General features: G+C 65.8%; 18 protein-coding genes. 3 read left to right on the forward strand and 15 right to left on the reverse strand.

Annotated elements, in window-relative coordinates; translation table 11 throughout:
- The 15 genes from AC1DMA_RS07550 to AC1DMA_RS07620 all read right to left on the reverse strand — a co-directional run bounded on the left by AC1DMA_RS07550 (position 1) and on the right by AC1DMA_RS07620 (position 16794).
- Positions 1 to 1236 carry a hypothetical protein gene (locus tag AC1DMA_RS07550; protein ID WP_478143788.1) on the reverse strand — a complete coding sequence of 412 codons (1236 nt, stop codon included), beginning with the start codon at positions 1234 to 1236 and terminating at the stop codon, positions 1 to 3.
- Positions 1237 to 1369: 133 nt separating this feature from the next.
- Positions 1370 to 2494, reverse strand: a complete 1125-nt coding sequence (locus AC1DMA_RS07555; RefSeq protein ID WP_478143789.1) for an iron-containing alcohol dehydrogenase — start codon at positions 2492 to 2494, stop codon at positions 1370 to 1372.
- A gap of 123 nt (positions 2495 to 2617) precedes the next feature.
- On the reverse strand, positions 2618 to 3541 hold the full coding sequence (locus AC1DMA_RS07560; protein ID WP_478143790.1) for a LysR substrate-binding domain-containing protein: 924 nt from the start codon (positions 3539 to 3541) through the stop codon (positions 2618 to 2620).
- Between the two features lie 99 nt (positions 3542 to 3640).
- On the reverse strand, positions 3641 to 4270 hold the full coding sequence (gene wrbA / locus AC1DMA_RS07565; RefSeq protein ID WP_478143791.1) for an NAD(P)H:quinone oxidoreductase: 630 nt from the start codon (positions 4268 to 4270) through the stop codon (positions 3641 to 3643).
- Between the two features lie 51 nt (positions 4271 to 4321).
- A complete protein-coding gene (locus tag AC1DMA_RS07570) occupies positions 4322 to 5272 on the reverse strand; it encodes a ring-cleaving dioxygenase (RefSeq protein ID WP_478143792.1) in 951 nt (316 codons plus the stop codon).
- A 31-nt stretch (positions 5273 to 5303) separates the two neighbouring features.
- Positions 5304 to 5984 (reverse strand): nitroreductase, encoded by a 681-nt coding sequence (locus AC1DMA_RS07575; RefSeq protein WP_478124704.1) that lies wholly within the window; start codon positions 5982 to 5984, stop codon positions 5304 to 5306.
- A gap of 168 nt (positions 5985 to 6152) precedes the next feature.
- Positions 6153 to 7040: a tryptophan 2,3-dioxygenase gene (locus tag AC1DMA_RS07580; RefSeq protein WP_478143793.1), complete on the reverse strand. Its 888-nt coding sequence runs from the start codon at positions 7038 to 7040 to the stop codon at positions 6153 to 6155.
- Complete coding sequence (locus tag AC1DMA_RS07585) at positions 7037 to 8443, reverse strand: amidase (protein WP_478143794.1); 1407 nt, start codon at positions 8441 to 8443, stop codon at positions 7037 to 7039. Before AC1DMA_RS07585 ends, AC1DMA_RS07580 begins: the two co-directional genes overlap by 4 nt.
- 111 nt (positions 8444 to 8554) lie before the next feature.
- Entirely contained in the window at positions 8555 to 9604 is a 1050-nt protein-coding gene (locus tag AC1DMA_RS07590; RefSeq protein WP_478143795.1) for a glutathione S-transferase family protein, read from the reverse strand.
- A 174-nt stretch (positions 9605 to 9778) separates the two neighbouring features.
- Positions 9779 to 10402, reverse strand: coding sequence for a glutathione S-transferase family protein (locus AC1DMA_RS07595; RefSeq protein ID WP_478143796.1), 624 nt, complete (start codon positions 10400 to 10402; stop codon positions 9779 to 9781).
- 89 nt (positions 10403 to 10491) lie between these two features.
- Entirely contained in the window at positions 10492 to 10707 is a 216-nt protein-coding gene (locus AC1DMA_RS07600) for a dienelactone hydrolase family protein (protein WP_478143797.1), read from the reverse strand.
- A gap of 10 nt (positions 10708 to 10717) precedes the next feature.
- On the reverse strand, positions 10718 to 11593 hold the full coding sequence (locus tag AC1DMA_RS07605) for a hypothetical protein (RefSeq protein ID WP_478143798.1): 876 nt from the start codon (positions 11591 to 11593) through the stop codon (positions 10718 to 10720).
- A 32-nt stretch (positions 11594 to 11625) separates the two neighbouring features.
- Positions 11626 to 12594 carry an alpha/beta fold hydrolase gene (locus AC1DMA_RS07610; protein ID WP_478124515.1) on the reverse strand — a complete coding sequence of 323 codons (969 nt, stop codon included), beginning with the start codon at positions 12592 to 12594 and terminating at the stop codon, positions 11626 to 11628.
- A 119-nt stretch (positions 12595 to 12713) separates the two neighbouring features.
- The gene (locus tag AC1DMA_RS07615) at positions 12714 to 13757 is read right to left on the reverse strand and encodes a LysR family transcriptional regulator (protein ID WP_478143799.1); all 1044 of its coding nucleotides are present in this window, start codon (positions 13755 to 13757) and stop codon (positions 12714 to 12716) included.
- A gap of 166 nt (positions 13758 to 13923) precedes the next feature.
- Positions 13924 to 16794, reverse strand: coding sequence for an ATP-binding protein (locus tag AC1DMA_RS07620; RefSeq protein WP_478143800.1), 2871 nt, complete (start codon positions 16792 to 16794; stop codon positions 13924 to 13926).
- Positions 16795 to 17358: 564 nt separating this feature from the next.
- On the opposite strand from AC1DMA_RS07620, the gene AC1DMA_RS07625 reads away from it, so the two are divergent.
- The 3 genes from AC1DMA_RS07625 (at position 17359) to AC1DMA_RS07635 (ending at position 19465) form a co-directional block, all read left to right on the forward strand.
- The gene (locus tag AC1DMA_RS07625; RefSeq protein ID WP_478124518.1) at positions 17359 to 18132 is read left to right on the forward strand and encodes a sensor histidine kinase; all 774 of its coding nucleotides are present in this window, start codon (positions 17359 to 17361) and stop codon (positions 18130 to 18132) included.
- A 162-nt stretch (positions 18133 to 18294) separates the two neighbouring features.
- The gene (locus tag AC1DMA_RS07630; protein WP_478143801.1) at positions 18295 to 18594 is read left to right on the forward strand and encodes a hypothetical protein; all 300 of its coding nucleotides are present in this window, start codon (positions 18295 to 18297) and stop codon (positions 18592 to 18594) included.
- A 52-nt stretch (positions 18595 to 18646) separates the two neighbouring features.
- Entirely contained in the window at positions 18647 to 19465 is an 819-nt protein-coding gene (locus AC1DMA_RS07635; RefSeq protein WP_478143802.1) for an alpha/beta fold hydrolase, read from the forward strand.
- The last annotated feature ends 33 nt before the right edge of the window (positions 19466 to 19498 follow it).

Genomic DNA, 19498 nt, shown 5'->3' on the forward strand with positions numbered 1-19498 from the left:
TTACTCCGATGCCTTGATCAGGTCCGGGAAGCCTTCGTCCTTCAGCAGGATGTCCTGCCGGGGTTTGATGTTCTGCAGCTGGAAGTTGTCGCCCTTGAAGCTGTACTCTGCGAAGGCGTACTCCGAGACATGGTCGGTCAGCCGGAAGCTCAGTTCCTTGCCGATGGAAACGAGCTGCAGCGCGTCCTTCTCGAGCCTGCGGCGCACGACGACGAACGATTTCTCGTCGAGATTGTCCAGCCGCAGTGTGCCGGCCAGCGGGGCCTGCATGACTTCGACACCCGCGAGCTGCCCGAAAGGCACCTGCTTCTCGATGCCAGGACGCGAACCCGTCGCCTCCAGCTCCGACACGGGAATGACGTTCGACACGCGGTCGAAGTTCGCCAGCAGCAGGAAGTCTTCGGTCTTGCCTTGCTCGCTGCGCGAGTAGGCAATCATGTCAGCCGGCGTGTTGCCGTAACCGAGTTCGGCGACGGTCTTGCCGCGGATATGCGCGCCGTCCTTCAGGTCATCCAGCGGGATCGTCACCAGCGGCGTGCAGGTGTAGGCGGCCACCAGGTAGGGCTTGCCGCCCCAGCTCGCGAAGCTCATCGCGCGGATCGGCGCGCGCGTCTCGATCAGGTTGTGGCCCGCGTGGTAGATCTCCACCGAGGTGATCGACTGCTCCGTGTCGAAGGGGTACTTCACCCGGCGCAGCGTCGAGGCGAAGTCCTGGTTGGAGAGGCCGGCAACGAAGAGTTCGCCTTCGCGCCACTTCATGTCGGTGACCGTGAAGCTGCGCTCCGGCGTTTCCTTCCAGAAGCTGTAGTCCGAGGTGGGCGCGTCGCGCAGTGCGACCGACGTAGAGGCCGCCGCCTTCAAGTCGACGCGGCGCGCCTTCTTGTCGCTGGTGATCATGATGAGCGCTGGCGTCTTCGCGGCGCCGTAGCTCACAGCCACGTACACCTGCGCGGTGCCAGGCCGCACGACCATGTCCTCGACAGTGACCTTGGCGCCGCCGACCTGGGCGGAGAGCAGGCTCTCCAGGTCAAGGATGTTGAACGCCGTGCCTGCCGGCCGCTGCTGTGCCGCAGGTAGCGAGATCGCGTGGACGCGGGCGGCTTTCCAGTCGGCGATGAAGAGGATGTTGCCGGGGCCCGCGGCAAGGCGGGAGATGGACTTCACATCCGCCGCGACGGCGTTGAGAGAGGCACCGAGGCAGCAGGCGAGGGCGGTGACGATGGTGCGCAGACGCATGGGGAGCTCCTTGAAGGTTGGATGGACCCATCGATCCTAGGAACGGCCGGCCCTCGGCGGTAGGTATGCGAGAGGGAGCACGGCGTTGTCTGCAAGGCACCAATGCGTTTGCGGCCAGGCGCTCACCAAGGACTTACCAGAGGCTATCGAGCAGCGCGTCGAGCTTGACGCTCGCGTTGTTGCCCAGGTCGGCGACTTCATTGGGGTAGTTCTTCTTCAGCAGCCGCGCGACCTCGGGGAGTTTGGCCCGGTCGAGATCGAAGGCGCCGATGCGATCGGGCAAGCCGAGCGACCTCACCACTTGCGAGATGCTGTCGGCCAAGTGAGCGGCGGCATCCACGTCGCGCGAAGCGCCGGCATTGATGAAGATGCCGAGCTTGTCGCCGTAGAAATCCGCGCAGGCGCGAATCACCGGTGCCAGCGTGATGCAGGACGTCGCACTGTGCGGCAGGCCGAAGGTGCCGCCCAGGATGTGGCCGATGCGATGGCTCAGGCCGTAGATGACCGAGGCGGGCGAGAAGTAGCACTGCCAAGCCGCCAGCTGCAGCTGCAGCAGGTCGTCGGGGGTCACCAGCCCCTTGTCCAGCGCCTCGCGCGTCGTCACGGCCTGCGGCCACTTCTGCAGCACCTTCAGGAACCGCTCCAGCCCGCTTGCCGCCATGATCGCGTGGGGATGCTCCTTCGTCACCTTGCGCATGCCTTCCACCGCATGATCCATGCCCTTGATGGCGGATGACAGCAGCAGCGCGCGCGGCGTGTCGAACACGAGAACGGGGTCGATCACGACCGCCTTAGGCACCGTCTCGCGCACCGCATAGCTGCGCTTGAATTTCTCGGGGCCGTCGGTCTCGGTGATGCCGAAGTAGTGAGAGAACTCGGAGCCCGAGAGCGTCGTCGGCAGCGCCGCGATGGGCAGGTAGCGTCCCGTCTTTTCATGGTGCAGGTAGGACACGGCCTTGGCCGCATCGAGCACCGAGCCGCCGCCCAGCGCCACGATCGATTCGGCGCCGGCGTGCAGGAAGGCGTCGAGGCCGGCTTGCACCGCCACGTCGGGCACGTGCGCCGGCAGTTCCATGAAGCTGCCTACGGACTGCTTCAGGTTGGGGCGCACGCACTCCTGATAGAGCTTCGTCAATGGTTCGACGGTGAACGCCATCGGGCGATGGATGCCGTGCTCGCCGAGCCGCGCCACCGCGCCTTGCAGGATGTGATGGCCCCAGAAAATGCCGTCTTGCGGCAAGCAATTCAAATGATTCATCTCGATCGGCCTTGTGGAAGTCAGGGCCGAAAAGATAGGTCCTTCACCGATCGCTCACAAGCCGCTCTTTGCCAGACGCAGCGTCCATGTTCGTGGACGACGCGACCGTGCCGCGCGGGCGCTTCACTCGAAGCTGCGCGGGTGGTCGAAGGCCGTGACGACCGGCATCTCGACGGCGAGGAAATCGACCAGTGAACGCACCGCGGGAAGCAGCCCGGTGCGAAACGGAATCAGCGCCGAGATGCGCGCATCCGCCGCTGACCAGTCGGGCAGCAGCTGCTGCAGGACCCCATCGCGCAATTCCGACCTGCAGATGTAGCCCGGCAGCGCCGCGATGCCCAGGTTGGCGCAGGCCGCCTCTTTGAGCGCGACCATGTTGTTGCTTTGAAAGCGTGGGTCGATGGGCATCACGAGCTCTTCGTTGTTCGGCCCATTCAGTTGCCATTGCAGCGGCCCGTTGCGCGCCATCGCGATGCTCGCGTGCTGGGCAAGGTCCGCGGGGCTCTCGGGCACGCCGCTTTGCGCGAGGTACCCGGGGCTTGCGAACAGATACCAGGGCACCTCGGCCAGCGCGCGCTGCACCAGCGTGGAGTTCTGCAGCGCCGCCGTGTGCCCGCGTATCGCAAGGTCGAAGCCTTCGCCCACGATGTCTACGTACCGGTCGGTCGCGATCTCGACGATGCGCACCTTCGGGTACCGGTTCAGGAAAACGGGAAGAATCTCGCGCAGCGCAAACTGCGCAATCTCCACGGCGGTGGTCAGCCGGATCACACCGCTGGGTTCGGCCAGGCGCTGGCGCACCGCCTCTTCGGCCACGTCGGAACTGTGCAGCATCGCGACCGCGTACTGGTAGAACTCCTTGCCGATGTCGGTCATACCGAACTGGCGCGACGTCCGGTTGAGCAGGCGCACGCCCAGGTAGCCTTCGAGTTCCTGGACGCGATGGCTCAGTGTCGACTTCGGCAGGCGAAGGGCTGACCCAGCGGCCGTGAACCCTCCGCGGTCGACGACTTGGACGAAATAGAAGACATCCTTCAGATCCAGCATCGCAATCCTGGTGAGAGCGCAGGCAAATCGCGCCGCATGTGCAGCGACAGCGCTGCCGTCGAGGATAGCGCCGCCGCTGCCTGTCCGCTATTGCCTGTCTCAGGCGGCTTCGGCCACCGGCTGCACCACACGCAACGACCGCGCCACCGAAGCAACACGCCGGCCCTGGTAGGTCGCGACGGCGAGGTCTTCGGCGCCGGGCATGACCGAGTCGCGGATGGAGACGTGGGTCGCGCCATAGGGCGTGCCTGCCGCGAACATCGCCGGATCGGCATAGCCCAGCGGCACGATGATCAGGCCCAGGTGCGCCATGGGGCCGTACAGCGACAGCAGCGTCGACTCGTTGCCTCCGTGCCTGGAAGAGGTCGAGCCGAACACCGAGCCGGCCTTGCCGTTCAGCTTGCCCTGGAACCAGAGACCGCCGAGCGAGTCGATGTAGGCCTTGAGTTCGGCGGCAATGGAGCCGAAGCGCGTCGGTGTGCCGAAGACGATGGCATCGGCCCATTCGGCGTCGGCCTCGGTCGGGGCTTCGTACTTGGCGTTCATCTCGCTGGCCCGCTCGGACCATTCGGGCACCTGGCGCATGACCTCGGGTGCAACGAATTCCCGCGCGCGGCGAAGGCGCACTTCCGCGCCCTCGGCCATGGCGCCTTGCGCGAGGGCCTTGGCCAGAAGCTCGGTGGAACTGTTGCGGGAATAGAAAGCGATGAGAACCTTGGGTTTGGACATGGGTTGACCTGTATGGGAAGCTAGGGGAAAAAGAAGGTGCCTTGCACGTCGTCAGACGGCGATGGGCTCCAGGCGTGCAAGCAGCTCGTCCTTGCGCTCGCGCAGCCATGGCGGCAGCTGGAACTCCGCCCCGAAGTGGCCGGGCTCTTCGTCGATGGCAAAGCCGATGTCGGTGGTCGCCGCCTCGAACATCACGCCGCCGGGCATCTTGAAATACATCGAGCGGAAGTAGTTCCGGTTGACCGATTCGGAGGTGTCGATATGACCCATCGACATCAGCTTCTCCTTGATCTGCATCTGTTGCTCGACGTTGTCCACCGCGAAGGCCACGTGATGGATCGTGCCCTCGCCGTAGATCGACGAGCCTTGCAGGCGGTCGGGTTCGTGCACGAACTCGACGATGGTGCCGGGCTTGCCGTCGGCGGTCTCGAAGCGATGGTGCGGGCCGGCTTGGCCGGCGTAGTGGAAGTCCAGCGCTTCCTTCATGAAAATGATGGATTCATCGACCTCCCGCAGCGACAGCGTGATGCTGTGCACGCCGCGGATCGCGACCTCGGCCGGAATGTCGTCCGCGATGCAGGGCGGGCGTGCGTCCTTGTTGGAGGCCACAAGATCGAACTCGATGCCGCAGGGATGCTGAAAGCGTTGGCGCTGCTCGCCGAAGCGCTCGACGACGTTCTTGTCGAAGGTCACGCCATGGGCGCTGAAGCGGTCGCGCCAGAAATCCAGCGAGCCTGCCGGCACCGAGTAGTTGATGACCTTGATCTGGCCCGAGCCGCGGCGCCCCTTCACGCCCTTCTGCTTGAAGGGGAACGAAGTGACCAGCGTGCCGGCGTCGCCCTGTGCGTTGCCGTAATAGAGGTGGTAGACCGGTTCGTCGCCGTCCAGCAGCACCGTTTTCTTGACCAGGCTCTGGCCCAGTAGCTTCACGTAGAAATCCACGTCTTCCTGTGCGCCGCTGACGCACGCGGTCAGGTGATGAAAGCCTTTGATGATCGACATGTGTGTACCCTTGTGTGAATGCGGTTGGTGGCTAGTGGGTGAACGAGGCGAATTGCTCGACCGGTGTTTTGTGCAGGGTCATGCGGTTCTCCGGCATGCCGTTGTTGGCCCAGCCCAGCGACATGCCGGCGATCACCATCTCGTTCTGCGGAATGCCCAGCTCTTGCCGCAAGATGTGGTGTTGCAATGACCAGATCTGCTGCGGGCAGGTGTCCAGGCCCCGGCCTCTGGCGGCCAGCATGATGTTCTGCAGGAAGCAGCCGTAGCACAGGAAGCTGGCCCATTCCAGACGCCGATCCATCGTGAAGATGATCCCGACCGGCGCATCGAAGAACAGGAACTGGCGCTCCACGTCGCGCAGGCGCCCGGTCTTGTCGCTGCGATGCACGCCCTGTGCGTCGCCGAGCTGGCCGCGGAAGGTGTTGAAGCGGGTGCCGTAGGGTTCGTGCAGCGGCTGGGGGAAGAAGGGGTACTCCGGGGCCAGCGTGGCATGGTTGGCACGGAACTCCGCCACGGCAGCCCGGGTGACACGGTCGCGGGTTTCTCCGGTCACGACATAGCAGCGCCACGGTTGCGTGTTGCTCGAACTGGGTGCGTGGCTCGCGGCCGACAGGATGTCCTTCACTGTGTCGATGGGGACGGGCCGGTCGAGAAAGCCACGCTTGCTGCGCCGATCCCGGATGAGGTTATCGATGAAAGGTGCCGAATTCATTTCCAGAATCTCCATCAGTAGGTTGGCTGACATGGTTGTCTCTTGCGGTGTTGTTGTTGAATTCACGCGATCTCGTGAAGGCTGGGGAAATCGTAGGCAGACGGCTGGCGCCTGAGAAGACGTTGCTTCTTGCACGCACGGTCCGACAATCGCGAACGATCAGGGTGTTCATTTCCCCTGACGGGCCATGTGAGGGCACACGGGTGGCGGATCACCGATGAAGGTGCGTGCCGACCAGAGTTCGGGGAACGGAATCTCGTCCATCGTGGGCGCGAGCCACGCGACGCCTTCCGTGCCGAAGTACGCCGGCCGCGCACCGAAGGTTCGCCGCGTCGCCATCAGGTGGCGGAATTTCCAGTTGCAGAAGCCTTCGGCAATGTCGGCCAGGGTCTCGCCGAGCTGCTGGAGCTCGATGTTCGCGTGCGGGTCGGCGTAGACCTGGCGCCAGGCCTGTTCGACGTCGCGACTGGGCTTGTAAGGCGCGCGCAGGTCGCGTGCGAGCACCTCGGCCGGCACGTTCAGTCCACGACGCTGGAGGAACGCGAGCACGTCGTCATACAGGCTGGGTTCGCCCAGCGCCTTGTTGAGCTGTTCCCAGCGATGGGGTTGCGGCTCGAAATGCTGCAGGTGCTCGGCCTGCTTGATGCCCAGCAGATAGACCATCTGCCGGTAGGTCCACCCTTGGAGCGCCGTGTCCTTGCCATGCGTGGCGACCGCGCGCGAAAGGATGGCGAGCAGGTCATTCGGCGTCATCCAGTCGATCGAGCGCCAGATGGCGTCCAGCGGCGCGTGATGCGCAACGACGCGCTGCAAAGTGCGCCAGGCCTGCGGCAGATCGTCGGCCCGCAGGAAGGCCTGGGCCGACTGGATCTCCTTGATGATGAGCATCCAGTAGAGCTCCGACACCTGCACATGCACGATCCAGGCGTGCTCGCCCGGATGGTCGCTGACTGTGCGCTGCAGTGAGTGCAAGGTGTCGGTCTGCATCCATGCGCTGTAGGGTGTCTGGCCGGCCGCAGGACGTTCGATGGTCTGAGGGGTGGGGGTGTCGCTCATGGTGTGCTCCTGGTGGTGGGGGGATACGTCGTCGGTGCGCCGGCATGCAACAGGCGTTCGATCTGCTGTGCGATCTGCAGCAGGGCGCCGTCGTGGCCCGGCTTCGCCACGATCTGCAACCCGACGGGCAGCCGGCCGTCGCGTACGGCAAGGGGGATCGAGAGGGCGGGGAATCCTGCGACGTTGAAAGGCGCCGTGTAGGTCATCAGCGCCTCGCGCACCGTGCCGGACCATGGGCCGATGTCGATCGATGGCTGGCCCACTCGCGGTGCGATGCAGGGGCAGGTCGGCAGCACGAGATAGTCGAGCACCGACATCGCGCGATGCAGCCGGGCGGTGAAGTCGCGCCGCGTCTGCTGCGCGCGCGCGTAGTCGCCGAGCGTGAGGGTCCTGGCGCGCTCGAGCCTTTCGATGGTTTCACGGCCGTAGTGGGCTGCGATGCGATCGACGTCGTTGCGCCGGAAGTGCTCGACCCCGCCTTCGGTGAGGACGATGTGCGCAAAGGCTTCGAAGACGCCGTCGAACAACCCGGGCGCATCGAGCGCCGTGCACGCAAAGACCTGGCCGAGGCTCGCCACGGTGGCGTCGAACGCGTCCGCGACGTCCGCGCCCAACGGCACGGGCGCGATCTCGCGCACCACGCCCAGGCGCGCGGAGGCCGGGACGGCGTGCTGCGGCATGTCGATGGCGAAGGCAGCCGCCAGCATCGCGACGTCGTCGACCGTCGCGCCAAGTAAGCCGGGATGGTCCAGCGTCGGCGCCAGTGGAAAGATGCCGCGCGTGGACAGCGCGCCGTAAGTCGGCTTGAACCCCACGACCGCGCACAGCGCGGCCGGGATGCGCACCGACCCGCCGGTGTCCGTGCCGAGGCCGGCCGCCACGGCGCCGCAGGCGATGGCCGCCGCGGCGCCGCCGCTGGAACCGCCGGGAATGCGTGTGCGGTCCCACGGATTCAAGGCGTCGCCGAAGGCGGCGCTGGCGGTGGTGACGCCCCATGCGAATTCGTGCGTGGCCGTCTTGCCGATGGGAATGGCGCCGCGCTCGGTCAGCGTGCGCACGATGTCGGCGTCCGCGCTCGGAATGTGCCCCATGTAAGCCGCAGAGCCATAGCTCGTTTCGACGCCCTGGGTGTCGATCAGATCCTTGATGCCGATGGGCAGTCCTTCCAGAGGCCGCTGCCGGCCTTGCGCATAGCGCCTGTCGCTTTCGGCCGCGGCGGCCAGCGCGCCGTCCCGGTCGATGGCTGCGAACGCGTGCAGGTCGCGCTTGCTGGCCTGTGCGGCCTCGAGTGCCTGCTCGACCAGCGCCACGGCTGTGATGCGCCGCCCGGCCAGTGCCTCGAGCGCAGAGCGCGCACCGGGTGCGCGAGGGATCACGGGGGATGGCGGGCGATCGGCGATCAAGGTTTTTCTCCGTGTTCAAGAAGGCGTGGGACGAGCGCACCCGCCACCACGACATGTCGGGTGAGGGGAACGAGAATGGAAAAGGCAGCGGCTTGGCTGCGCAGGGAGACGTCAGGCCGTGGCGTCGGCCCGGCAGTCAGCCAGTGCATCCATGCAGCGGGAGTGCGGCATCGAATCGATCGAGGCCTGGATCGACTCCTTGCACAAGGAAGGCCGCTTGGCCAGCGCATCGACATAGCGCGCGACATGGGGCAACGCATCCCACATCGACGCCAGGCCGAGGTAGTTCAGCCGCACGAGATTGACACCCCAGAACACGTCGGCCAGGGAGAAGGCGTGGCCATCGAGGAAAGCGAATGACTCAGCGGCCAGGTCGCGCTCCAGTTCGATGAGCAGCTGCGTCGTCTGCTGGCGCGCCGTGCGTTGGAATGCTGGATCGCGGGATGCCTTCTTGCCGCCGCTTTCTTTCACGATCTTGGCGCGGTAAGCCGCCACCAGCTCGGGCTCGCCCGCGTTGTCGGCGATCAATCGCTCCAGCGCCATGACCTTGTAGTCATAGACCGTCTGCATCGAAGCCTTGAGTGCGTCGGGCCGCAGATCCGCATCCGGATGAAAACCGTAGAGCAGGGCGCCGTTGGCGATCCGGTCGACGATACCGACCTGTCGCAGGACTTGCGCACGTGCATCGGGTGCATCGGGAACGAGCTGGAGCGGGGTGCGTGAGACGCCGTCGAGATAGATGCAGATGCGTTGCGAATCGGCAATCACGCGGCCGGTGTCGTAGTCGACGAGCAATGGCACAACACAGGGATCGAAGCCTTCCGAGTCGACCGAGGTCCGTCCGCTGTAGCCGCTGACGTACTCGCGGTTCAATTCACGCGCGGCGACCAGGCGCAGGCGGATGTAGGCGGGGCTGTAGTGTTCGGCCGGAACCAAGCCGCCGCTATCCATGGTGCTCAGGATGCGCATGTCGTTGGAGCGATACGGCAACGCCTTCTCGTGCAGCACCGTGCGCACTTTCTGGGAGCACAGTGAGCTTGCCGCATGGAAGAGCTCGAACCGGGGTTCCGAGCCACCGCCCACGGTGGTGACGCGGGAAGGGTCCGCAACGGCGGCGCGCGCGGCGGCGGCCATTTCGATCAGCAAGGCACGACTCGTCATCACATTCCTCATCTGCCTGCGCGGCAGGCACACCAACCAACAATCAATGAGCAGCTTTTCGTTCGATCCGGCGGTGGATGAACGCAGGCAAATCGTAGGGAAGCGGTGGGTGATTGAGAAGGCGTCGGACCTTGTACGCACGGTCCCGGAATGTCGAACGATCGAAGGCGCGATTCAGCGTCCGGCTGTCTGGCCGGCTTCCGGAATCAGGGGCACCCAGCCGCGCCGGCCATGCACGCGTACCAGCCAGTCACGGATGCCGGCAAAGCGGGCCATGTCGTAGCCGCCCTGCTCGGCCAGTGACACGTAGCCGGAAAGTGCGAGGTCGGCGACGGTGTAGTGCGTGCCCACGAGCCATGTGTGCCCGCGCAGACACTGGTCGAGTTTTTCGAGGCCTGCGTACCCGTCGACATGGAGCCGCTCGATGTCCTGCTGCCTTTCCTGGGCAAGGCCTTGCAGGTGAAGCACGCGCGGGATGGCAATGGCTTTCTGGAGGTCGGCCTGCTCGAAGAAGAGCCAGCTCATGACCTCCGCTCGCAGGTACGGGTCGTCGGGAAGGTAGGGCGTTCCTTGGGCAAGATGCAGCAGGATCGCGCCCGATTCGACGATCGGGCGCCCGTCGTCGAGTACCAGGACCGGCACGCGTGAGAACCGGCTGATCCGGCCAAACGCGGGTTCGCGCGCCTCGCCCTTCTGCAGGTCCAGCGTGACGCGCTCGTACGCCAGGCCCAGCTGGCTCAGCAGGATGCGGATCTTCCAGGAGTTGCCCGACAGACGGCTGTCGTAGAGACGCAGCATGGTTGACTCCATCAAGTGATGGCCCGCGACAGGCCGTGCGGCGATTTTCGCTGGAGAAAGTCGTTGTTGCTACGGGTGCGTCAGGCGTTTCAGTGCGGCTGCAGATGAAGCGCCAGGAAATCCGCGGTCCTGCCGTTGGCCAGGTAACCTTGCGCCGCGAGTTCATCACAGGTCTGGCGCATGTCGGCGTTGACGCCAAAGACTTCGTGGATGACGACGATGGCTGGCGCGGGAAGTTTCTGCGGGCGGGCGACGTACGCGGTGAAGCTGCCGCCGGTGGTGGCGATCCGAAAGGGCGCGTGCATGGTTTTCTCCTCAAGCGGGCTGGTCGGCGCTGAGCCAGAAGGCGACGTTGCGCACGTATTGCTTCGTCGAGCGAAGCGCTTCGGAGAAGCGGATGATTCCATCGCCGGCCGGTTCCGCCACGAAGGAAGGACAACCGGCCGAAGGGTCCCAGTTGTAGTCGGCGAAATGATGAAAGGTCGACTGCGCGATGGCCCGACCACCGTGCTCGGAGTGCTCGAACGCGACCGCGATGTTGAAGCGCCTGCCGGACAGCGAGCTCTGCCCTTCCATGACCACGCGGCAGCTCGAATCACCGGGCGGTACACCGACCGTGCCTTCATGCGGATGCGCGGGAAGGTACTGGATCACACCCGTGGCCGAGCGCCTGTCGCGCATCACCGGGTGAATGCTGCCGACCGACCGGATGCGCTGGTAGTCGCCGTTTGCGCCCGAGTGGTAGTTGGGCCACGAGATGGCGCCCGAGAACGGGTTGTCGACGCATTGGCGATTCGTATCGGGCTCGCAGTTGCGGCTGTGGAAGTGGTGCGCGGCGCCGACGCCATTGAGGTTGCAGATCGAACTGCCCAGGTCCATGTGGTCGCGCGTGACCATGAGGCCGCCGCCGCGACGGCGGAATCGGCTGATGCTCGCACAATCTTCCGGTGTCAGGCCGTCGCCGGTATCCACGGCAAAGAGCCAGAGCTGGTCGAAGTCTGATTCATCCAGGGTAGAGAGTACGGGGTCGGGAACGGTGCGTGACGAACGGTCGCGCGCGGTCACTTGGAAGGCGGGCCGACCGTTGTCGTCCTGCAGCTGCGAGAGAAACGAACCCAGGCGACTGAAGCGCGCGATGTTCCAGTCGTCCGGGTCTCCTTCGATTGTGGTTTGCAGCAAAAGATTCAGCATGGTGCAAGTTCGAGGTCGGTCGTGTGCGTGGTTCAGCTCTTGAGGAAGGCAAGCAGGTCTGCATTGATCTTGTCTTGCATCGTGGCGGTGAGCCCGTGCGGCGCGCCGGGGTAGTAGATCGCCTTGGCGCCTTTGACGAGCTGGACGGACTTCTTTGCCGAGTCGTGGATGGGCACGATCTGGTCGTCCTCGCCGTGCATGATCAGGGTGGGCACATCGATCTTCTTCAGGTCTTCGGTGAAGTCGGTTTCGGAGAAGGCCTTGATGCACTCGTAGGAATTCTTCTGGCCGCATTGCATGCTCCAGATCCAGAACTGGTCCAGGATGCCTTGCGACACCTTCGCGCCCGGTCGGTTGGCACCGAAGAACGGGAGGGCGAACTCCTTGTAGAACTGCGAGCGATCGCCGGCGACCCCGGCGCGAAGGCCGTCGAACACCTCGATCGGGAGGCCTTCGGGGTTCGCTGCGGACTTCAGCATCACCGGCGGCACCGCCCCGATGAGCACGGCCTTGGCCACGCGCTTGCTGCCATGGCGTCCGATGTAGCGCGCCACCTCGCCGCCGCCGGTGGAGTGGCCGACCATCGTGGCCTTCTTCAGGTCGAGCGCCTCGAACAGAATCGCGAGGTCGTCGGCATAGCCGTTCATGTCATTGCCCGACGAAGACTGGCTCGAGCGGCCATGCCCGCGCCGGTCATGCGCGATGACGCGAAAGCCGTTGCGCGCCAGGAAGAGCATCTGTCCGTCCCATGCGTCGGCGTTGAGCGGCCAGCCGTGGGAGAAGGTGACGACGGGGCCGTCGCCCCAGTCCTTGTAGTAGATCTGCGTGCCGTCGGGCGTGGTGATGGTGTTGCTGGTTCTCGAGGGGCTTTGAGACTGGGGCGCTCGGTTGCGGTTTGCTGCGCCGGCTGCTTCTTGCATGCCGAACGCGAGGGTGCCAGTGGCGACGGCAGCGCCGGTCGCAATCAGGTGTCGGCGCGAAGGATTTTGTGTGGTCTTCATGGTTTCCTGCGGTTGAATTTGAAACGTCGGACCACGGTGCGCGAGCGCTGCGAAAGAGGCCGTGGAACGATTGAAATGCTAGGTTCGCCGAGGGCGAGGGGGTAGGCCTGCGCAGGGACTCACGCTGTTGTCGCGACGGCACCAATCCCGGCATCGGCCTGCAGCTTCGGGCTGAGGTCGGTGAGGCAGTCCAGGTCGGCGGCTCGGATCTTCGAAGTCATGAAGTCGATGAACACGCGCATGCGCGAAGGCAGATGTTGGCGGCTCAGATAGCAGATGTAGTGGCCGCTGTCGTCGGGCGCGTACTGAGTCAGGCACGGGACAAGCGCACCGGTCTTGAGCGCCTCGCAGGCCAGGTAGCCCGGCAGTTGGGCGATGCCGTGGCCGTCGAGCACGGCCTGCAGCACCAGGTCCGCGTCGTTGTAGGTGAGCTTGGCCTGCGGCACGAGTTTGCGTGGCTGGCCCCCGATCTTGAACTCCCACTCGAAGATGCGGCCGGACGAAAAGCGAAAGTTGATGCACTCATGCTGGGCCAGCGCTTCCACACTGTCGGGCAGTCCGTGGGCCACCTGGTAGGCGGGGGAGGCGCACAGCAGCAGCTGCATGGGGATGATCTGCTTGGCGATGATCTGGGCATCTTCCATGCGGCCGTTGCGAAACGCGATGTCCACCCGGTCGGAGGTGAAATCGGTCGGCTTGTCGTTGAGCAACAGGTCGATGGTGACCGCCGGGTAGGTCGCGCGAAATTCGCCCAGCAGCGGTGCGACGACCCGGCGGCCGAAGCCGACTGCGGCGTTGATGCGCAGGTGCCCGCGGGGTGGGCCTTGCCGCAGGTCTCGCATCTCTTCCACTGCCTGGACGATCCGGTCGACGCCGGTGTGGCAATTGGCGTAGAAGAGGTCGCCTTCGCGCGTGAGCGTGGTGCTTCGCGTGGTGCGCAGGAAGAGCCGGACGTTCAACTGGTCTTCCAGCTTCTGGACGCTGCGGCTCACGGCGGACCGGCCGATGCCCAGGCGATCGGCGGCCCGTGCGAAGCTGCCTTCCGTGACAACGGCAATGAAGGCAACCACCCCGGCATAGCTGGTGGCGAAGCTGGAGGCCAGCGGGTCCGCGCGTGGCGAGAGGGGGATGGAAGAGGGCGAAGGAAGGGCAGAGGTTGTCATGAGTACGGCTTCTCGGTTCGAGGGATCAGATGTCCTGGATCCCCCATGAAAGCGAAGAGGTCACTCTGCGCGCAAAGCCGTGCCGGGGCCAGTTAAGCCCTGTCAATCCTTGTTATGCCCGGCGTTCCGGCACTGTCCCCGTGAGCCCGATGCGGCGCGGAGCCTCTCAGGTGCGGGAGAGTGCGCGGCGCAGTGCGCGGGCTTGCGCAAGGCCCGGGTGCTCGACGCGAGGCGCCGCGCGCGCGCAGATCAGGTCCAGAAGGTCAAGGGCGTCCTTCCTCTTGGCTCGGCGATCCCACAGCCGGGCGGTGCTGATCGCCGCACGAAATTCCCATCCCAGCGCGCCTTGCTGCCTGGCGGTATCGACGGCACGCAGGTAGAACGCCTCAGCTTCATCGTCGAGGCCGCGCTGCTCGCAGCGCCGGCCCGCAGCGCGCCAGGTCTCGGCCGCGCTCCATTGGCCGTGTCCGGCGCCGGCGCGCGCGATCGTCTCGTCGTCGATCCAGTCGGCGCAGAAGGTCACGAGCATTTCCCTGCGTGGCGCGTCAAACTCGTCGAGTTGCTGCGCGACCTGGCGTATATGCCGGTGGGGGTCGTGCGTGGTGAGCGCCTGCAGGCCCAGTGCATAGCAATGCGCCCACTGGTGCCAGTACACCAAACCTCTGCGCTGGGCCTCGTCCAGCAGCATGCGCACCCATTTGCGCGCCAGTTCCAGCTCGCCCGACCAAAGGGCGACCGGGCATGTGCCGAACAGCGCGAAGCACAGCGACAGCGCATTGCCCCCGGCCTCGGCAAGAGCCACCGCGTGGGTGGCGGTGGCCATGGCCTTCGCCGCATCGCCCTGGAGCCAGAGCGTACGGGCCAGAAAGGCGTTCGATGCGACGGCGGCATCGACCTGGAACAGATTGACGGGTGTCTGGCGCACGGTGCCGCCCACAACGATCGCCGCCTGGGCGCCGGCGCTGGCCGCAGAAAAGTTGCCGCAGAAGTGACTCGCCAACGCGGTCATGCGATGTGCCAGGTTGAGCGCGGCGGGATCGGGGGTCGATTGCGCGAATTCGAACAGCACCTGCGAGTGGTGTAGCGCGGCCGAGTATTCGCCGCGAATCGCATGCAGCACGCAGATACCCCAGCGGGCCTGGAGCTCCAGCACGACCGACCGGACCAACATGGCCACAGCAAGCGCCCGATCGTAGGCGGCGCTCATTTCGGGGACCGGTCCGCGGGTGTGCCACAGCGCATTGCCCAGGGCGATCTGCAGCCATGCCTCTGTCTCTGTGCCCGCACCCGGCGGTTGCACGAGGCATGCGAGCGCGGCGATGACCCGGTCGCGATACTCCTCCACCTGCGAGACGTGAAACCACAAGGGCGCTGAAGCGATGGTGAGCGCGGCGCCGGTTTCCCAGTCGTCCTGCTGCGCCAGGCAGGCGTCCAGCGCACTGCGCACGTCGTCCAGCCGGTGCGCATAGCGTGCGTTCCAGGCCTGTACGGTGAGTTCGCCCGAATCAGACGTCGCGGCGCTCATCAGCTCGCGCATGAAGAGCGCATGGCGCCGCCGCAACGCCGGGCCTTCATCGGTCTCCGCGAGAAGTACGGCGGCGTAGCTGCGCGTCGTGTCGAGCAGCCGGTAGGGCGCGATGCCGTCGCTGTTGTCGAACGACACCAGCGATTTGTTCGCCAGCGAGATCAATGCATCGAACGCCACTTCGGAATCCATGTCCGCCCGGGTGACGCTCAGCGCCGACTCGACATCGAAGCGCCCCCGGAAGACCGAGAGCCGCCGAAAGAGTCGCAGTTCCGCGTCGTCGAGCAGTGCGATGCTCCAATCCAGCGCGGCCGCGAGCGTGCTGTGCCGGGGCAGAACGGCTCGACTGCCGGCGGAGTACAGCCGCATGTGGTCATTCAGCCGGAAGGCAAGGTCGCCGATCGGCTGGACGCCCAGGCGTGCCGCCACCAGTTCGATGGCCAGCGGGATGCCATCGACCTGTCGGGCGACTGCGGTGAGCAACGGGCCGTCGGAATCCTCGAACGCGCGGGCACCCACGGCCTTCGCACGCTCGACCAGCAGTTCGACCGCGGGCGACGCCATGGCTTCGGCCAGGTCGGCACACTGCCCGCCGGGCACCGCGAGCGGCGACAGTCGCTCGACGTGTTCTCCCTCGATGCGAATCGCCTCCCGGCTGGTTGCGAGGATGCGCAAGCCGGGAAGGACGCCGAGCAGTTCGGTGACAAGAAGCGCCAGCGCGTCGAGCACGTGCTCGCAGTTGTCGATCAGCAGGAGCACGTCGCGGTCCTCCAGGCGCTGCAGGATGGCCCGCGTCGTGTCGGGGGTGTCCGCCGGTGCGTCGAGCGCGCGGGCCACCGTGCTCGCCAGATGGGCCTGCGAGACCAGCGACGAAAGGTCGATGAAAGCCAGCTGCATGGCCGTGCGTTCTGCATGGCATTCGGCCGCATGGATCGCGACACGGGTCTTCCCGATGCCGCCGGTGCCGACGAGGGTGACCAGCCGGCGCGTGGCGAGTGCCGCTAGCACGCGCTCCATGTCGGCGTCGCGGCCCACCAGCCGGGTGAGGCGCTCAGGCAGCTTCGCGAAAGACAGCGCGGGCAGGGCCGCCGCCCGCTGCCGATCCTCGGTCGGCATGCCAACCTGTTCGCGAAAAACCGTGCCATTGAACCGATAACCACGCAGGGGAATGTTCGAAATCCATTCCTTGCAGTTGTCCCCGTCTTGAGGCTCACCCAAAGCCTTGCGAAGCGCGGAGATGTGGACCCGCACACTGGACTCCTCGACCACCACCCCGGCCCAGACGGTGGCGAGCAGCTCGTCCTTGCGCACGACTTCGCCCACACGTCTGAGCAGTTGCAGCAGCAGCTCGAACGAGCGCGAGCCCAGGCGCACGCTGTGCCCGAGTCTTTCCAGCCGGCGCTGGGCCTCCCAGAGGATGAATGCGCCAAAGCGCCAGCGCACTTCGCCCGGCCCCTGCGCCGCGCCGGCATGCGCCTCCCCTGGCGTGGCGCGCGCCGCGATGTCGTACATGTCACCCACTCGCGAGCCCTCGCAATGCCTGCGCTGCGGCCAGGCCCGTGCGGCGTCGGACGGCGGCGACCCGCCAGCCTGCGATGGGAAATGCCTCGAGCGCAGATTTTTTCATTCGATGATCCAGTCAAGAAGATGAAGGCCGCAGCCACTCGGACCCCACGACGGAGGAGGAACTGCCTGCCTGGCGGCCGGGGACACGCCCCTTCGAGATACAAGACGGCCAGGCCTGAGGTTTTGTGACAGGGATCGCGATGTGCGCCTTGCAGAGGCAGCAATCACCGCCGTCGGCGTTGTCGAGCGATTGGATGCGATGAGGGGCGGTTCAGGAATCCGGTTCGGGTGAACGAAGCGTCCTGAGATCACGAACGATGTGCTGCTGCCGGCTCTGGTCGATTGGTGTTCCGCCGGCAACACGGTGCGCCACCGCAGCGCCCTTCTGCGAGGAGATGCGGCTGCCTACGATCGGTGTCATCGCGAAAAACAGAGAACAACATCGTTCATCACCGAGGCCCCCTGCCGCGATGAATCCGGGGCGGCCGCATCAAGAAGCACGGATTTCTCGTGAACCTTTATCACACCGGGGGCGCGCAATCCGCCCTTCAGACCCCGCACGACGTTCGAGCCGCAACGAACTTGCGCTGCACGACCCGAGACCGGGCGCTGGCCGTCATCTCGCACGAACTCAGGCAGCCCCTGAATGTCATTCAGATGAACGCGAGCCTGCTGCAGCGCCTGCCCGCATCCGCGGAGCCCTCGCAACTGCAGCGCATCGCCCAGGCGATGCAGCGCGCCATCGAAAGCCAGACGCGACTCATCGACGACCTGCTCGATTTCTCGCGCCTGCGAACCGGCAAGCTGGCGCTGCGCCGCGCGGAGGTCGACTTCGGCGCACTCGCGCTGGACCTCGTCGCCGCCTTCGGTGCGCGCTGGTCGTCGGGCCGCTTGCGCGCACAGATGCAGACGGCCGATGCGTTGATCTGCCATGCCGACCCGGTGCGGCTGGAGCAGGTCGTGGGCAACCTGCTGGACAACGCGATGAAGTTCTCGCCCGCCGGCGCGGAGGTTCAAGTGCGCCTGTCCTCCGAGGATGGCTTCGCCCGGCTGGCCGTCGCGGACAGCGGCTGCGGCATCGCGCGCGAGTTCCTGCCGCATGTCTTCGGCCTGTTCAGCCAGGCCGGTACCGGGGACCGCGGCTCGCGCAGTGGGTTGGGCATCGGCCTGGCGCTGGTTCACGGTCTTGCGGTCGCTCACGGCGGCTTCGTGAAGGCGACCTCCGCGGGACCCGGACGCGGCGCCGAGTTCAACGTGTGGCTTCCTCTTCATCGACGCGCCTGACAGTGCGCCGCACATTGATGCCGGGCATGCAACACGGCAGTACCTCCGGCATGACTACCGCAAGCGAGATGCGAAATCTAGCATTCGAGCCGTGCCGCGATGTTCGCGAACCGGAGCCCAGCCGTCCTGAGGCGAGGGCCATCACGCCCTCGAGGAGTCACCATGACGCAGCGCATTCATTCCTTCGCGCCATCGGGCGCGACACGCCGCACGCTCAAGGCGCGCACGCAGGCCTTGCAGGCGGCCGCCGAAGCCGCGCCGCGAGGTGCGATCGATCGGGTCTGGAGCGCGGGATACATAAGCATCTCGCTGCTGGCCATCGTGGCCGCCTACGCGATTGCCGCCGGTGAGGCGGCGCACGCGGAACTGCGATTTGCGACCGCGGCCATCCATGCGACGGCGTCCGTGCATGACATCTGTTCCGCTCATGTGCACGGAAGCCACTTTCCGGGCGCGTATTGAGTCGCCGCCCATTGCGGCCGCCCAGGCCATCCATTCATCAAAGGACATCAGCATGAAGAATTTTTCCAGCCTCGCACGCGCATTCACAGCCCTCGGCATCCTGACGCTGCATCTGTCGGCACCTGCAACCGCGGCCACCTCGGGCGCGCCGGCAAAGCCCACTGTCGTGCTGGTCCATGGCGCCTTCGCCGAATCGGCCAGTTGGAATGACGTGGCGCGCGACCTTCGTGCGCGCAGCTTTCCCGTTGTCGCCGCCGCGAATCCGCTTCGCGGCGTGAAGTCCGACGCGGACTACGTGGCAGCCCTCGTGGGGTCGATCCCCGGTCCGGTCGTGCTGGTCGGACATTCGTATGGCGGGTTGGTGATTTCCGCTGCGGCGATGGGAAAGCCCAATGTCCAGGCTCTGGTCTTCGTGGCTGCGTTCGCCCCCGAAGTGGGCGAGTCCGCGGCTGACCTATCGGGCAAGTTTCCCGGCAGCACGCTCGGCTCGGCGCTGGCGGCGCCGGTGCTTCTGCCGGACGGCGGCAAGGACCTCTACATCCAGAAGGACAAGTTCAGCAAGCAATTCGCCGAAGACGTGCCGCCGTCTCTTGCCGGGTTGATGGCCGTGTCGCAACGCCCCATCACAGAGGGCGCCCTGGGCGAACCGTCGCCTGCTGCCGCATGGAAGAACGTGCCCTCCTGGTTCATCTACGGCGACCGCGACAAGAACATTCCGGCTGCCGTGCAGGCCTTCATGGCCGAGCGTGCCAAGTCGATGAAGACGGTCGTGGTCAAGGGCGCTTCACACGTGGTCATGATCTCGCGGCCGAAGCTGGTGTCCCGGCTGATCGTCGAAGCCGCGGACGCGGTCGCGAGGGCACAGCCCTGAGACTGCGTGCCGCTCGTGTCCTGGCGCTCGTGT

It is taken from the genome of Variovorax sp. 05N34 (genome assembly GCF_056397405.1).

Bases quoted from the DNA above. Each gene is read 5' to 3' on its own strand.
- AC1DMA_RS07590 (WP_478143795.1), bottom strand. From the start codon at position 9,604: ATGACGAGTCGTGCCTTGCTGATCGAAATGGCCGCCGCCGCGCGCGCC.
- AC1DMA_RS07580 (WP_478143793.1), bottom strand. From the start codon at position 7,040: ATGAGCGACACCCCCACCCCTCAGACCATCGAACGTCCTGCGGCCGGC.
- AC1DMA_RS07555 (WP_478143789.1), bottom strand. From the start codon at position 2,494: ATGAATCATTTGAATTGCTTGCCGCAAGACGGCATTTTCTGGGGCCAT.
- AC1DMA_RS07560 (WP_478143790.1), bottom strand. From the start codon at position 3,541: ATGCTGGATCTGAAGGATGTCTTCTATTTCGTCCAAGTCGTCGACCGC.
- wrbA (WP_478143791.1), bottom strand. From the start codon at position 4,270: ATGTCCAAACCCAAGGTTCTCATCGCTTTCTATTCCCGCAACAGTTCC.
- AC1DMA_RS07575 (WP_478124704.1), bottom strand. From the start codon at position 5,984: ATGAATTCGGCACCTTTCATCGATAACCTCATCCGGGATCGGCGCAGC.
- AC1DMA_RS07620 (WP_478143800.1), bottom strand. From the start codon at position 16,794: ATGTACGACATCGCGGCGCGCGCCACGCCAGGGGAGGCGCATGCCGGC.
- AC1DMA_RS07630 (WP_478143801.1), top strand. From the start codon at position 18,295: ATGACGCAGCGCATTCATTCCTTCGCGCCATCGGGCGCGACACGCCGC.
- AC1DMA_RS07550 (WP_478143788.1), bottom strand. From the start codon at position 1,236: ATGCGTCTGCGCACCATCGTCACCGCCCTCGCCTGCTGCCTCGGTGCC.
- AC1DMA_RS07605 (WP_478143798.1), bottom strand. From the start codon at position 11,593: ATGCTGAATCTTTTGCTGCAAACCACAATCGAAGGAGACCCGGACGAC.
- AC1DMA_RS07600 (WP_478143797.1), bottom strand. From the start codon at position 10,707: ATGCACGCGCCCTTTCGGATCGCCACCACCGGCGGCAGCTTCACCGCG.
- AC1DMA_RS07615 (WP_478143799.1), bottom strand. From the start codon at position 13,757: ATGACAACCTCTGCCCTTCCTTCGCCCTCTTCCATCCCCCTCTCGCCA.
- AC1DMA_RS07610 (WP_478124515.1), bottom strand. From the start codon at position 12,594: ATGAAGACCACACAAAATCCTTCGCGCCGACACCTGATTGCGACCGGC.
- AC1DMA_RS07570 (WP_478143792.1), bottom strand. From the start codon at position 5,272: ATGTCGATCATCAAAGGCTTTCATCACCTGACCGCGTGCGTCAGCGGC.
- AC1DMA_RS07595 (WP_478143796.1), bottom strand. From the start codon at position 10,402: ATGCTGCGTCTCTACGACAGCCGTCTGTCGGGCAACTCCTGGAAGATC.
- AC1DMA_RS07635 (WP_478143802.1), top strand. From the start codon at position 18,647: ATGAAGAATTTTTCCAGCCTCGCACGCGCATTCACAGCCCTCGGCATC.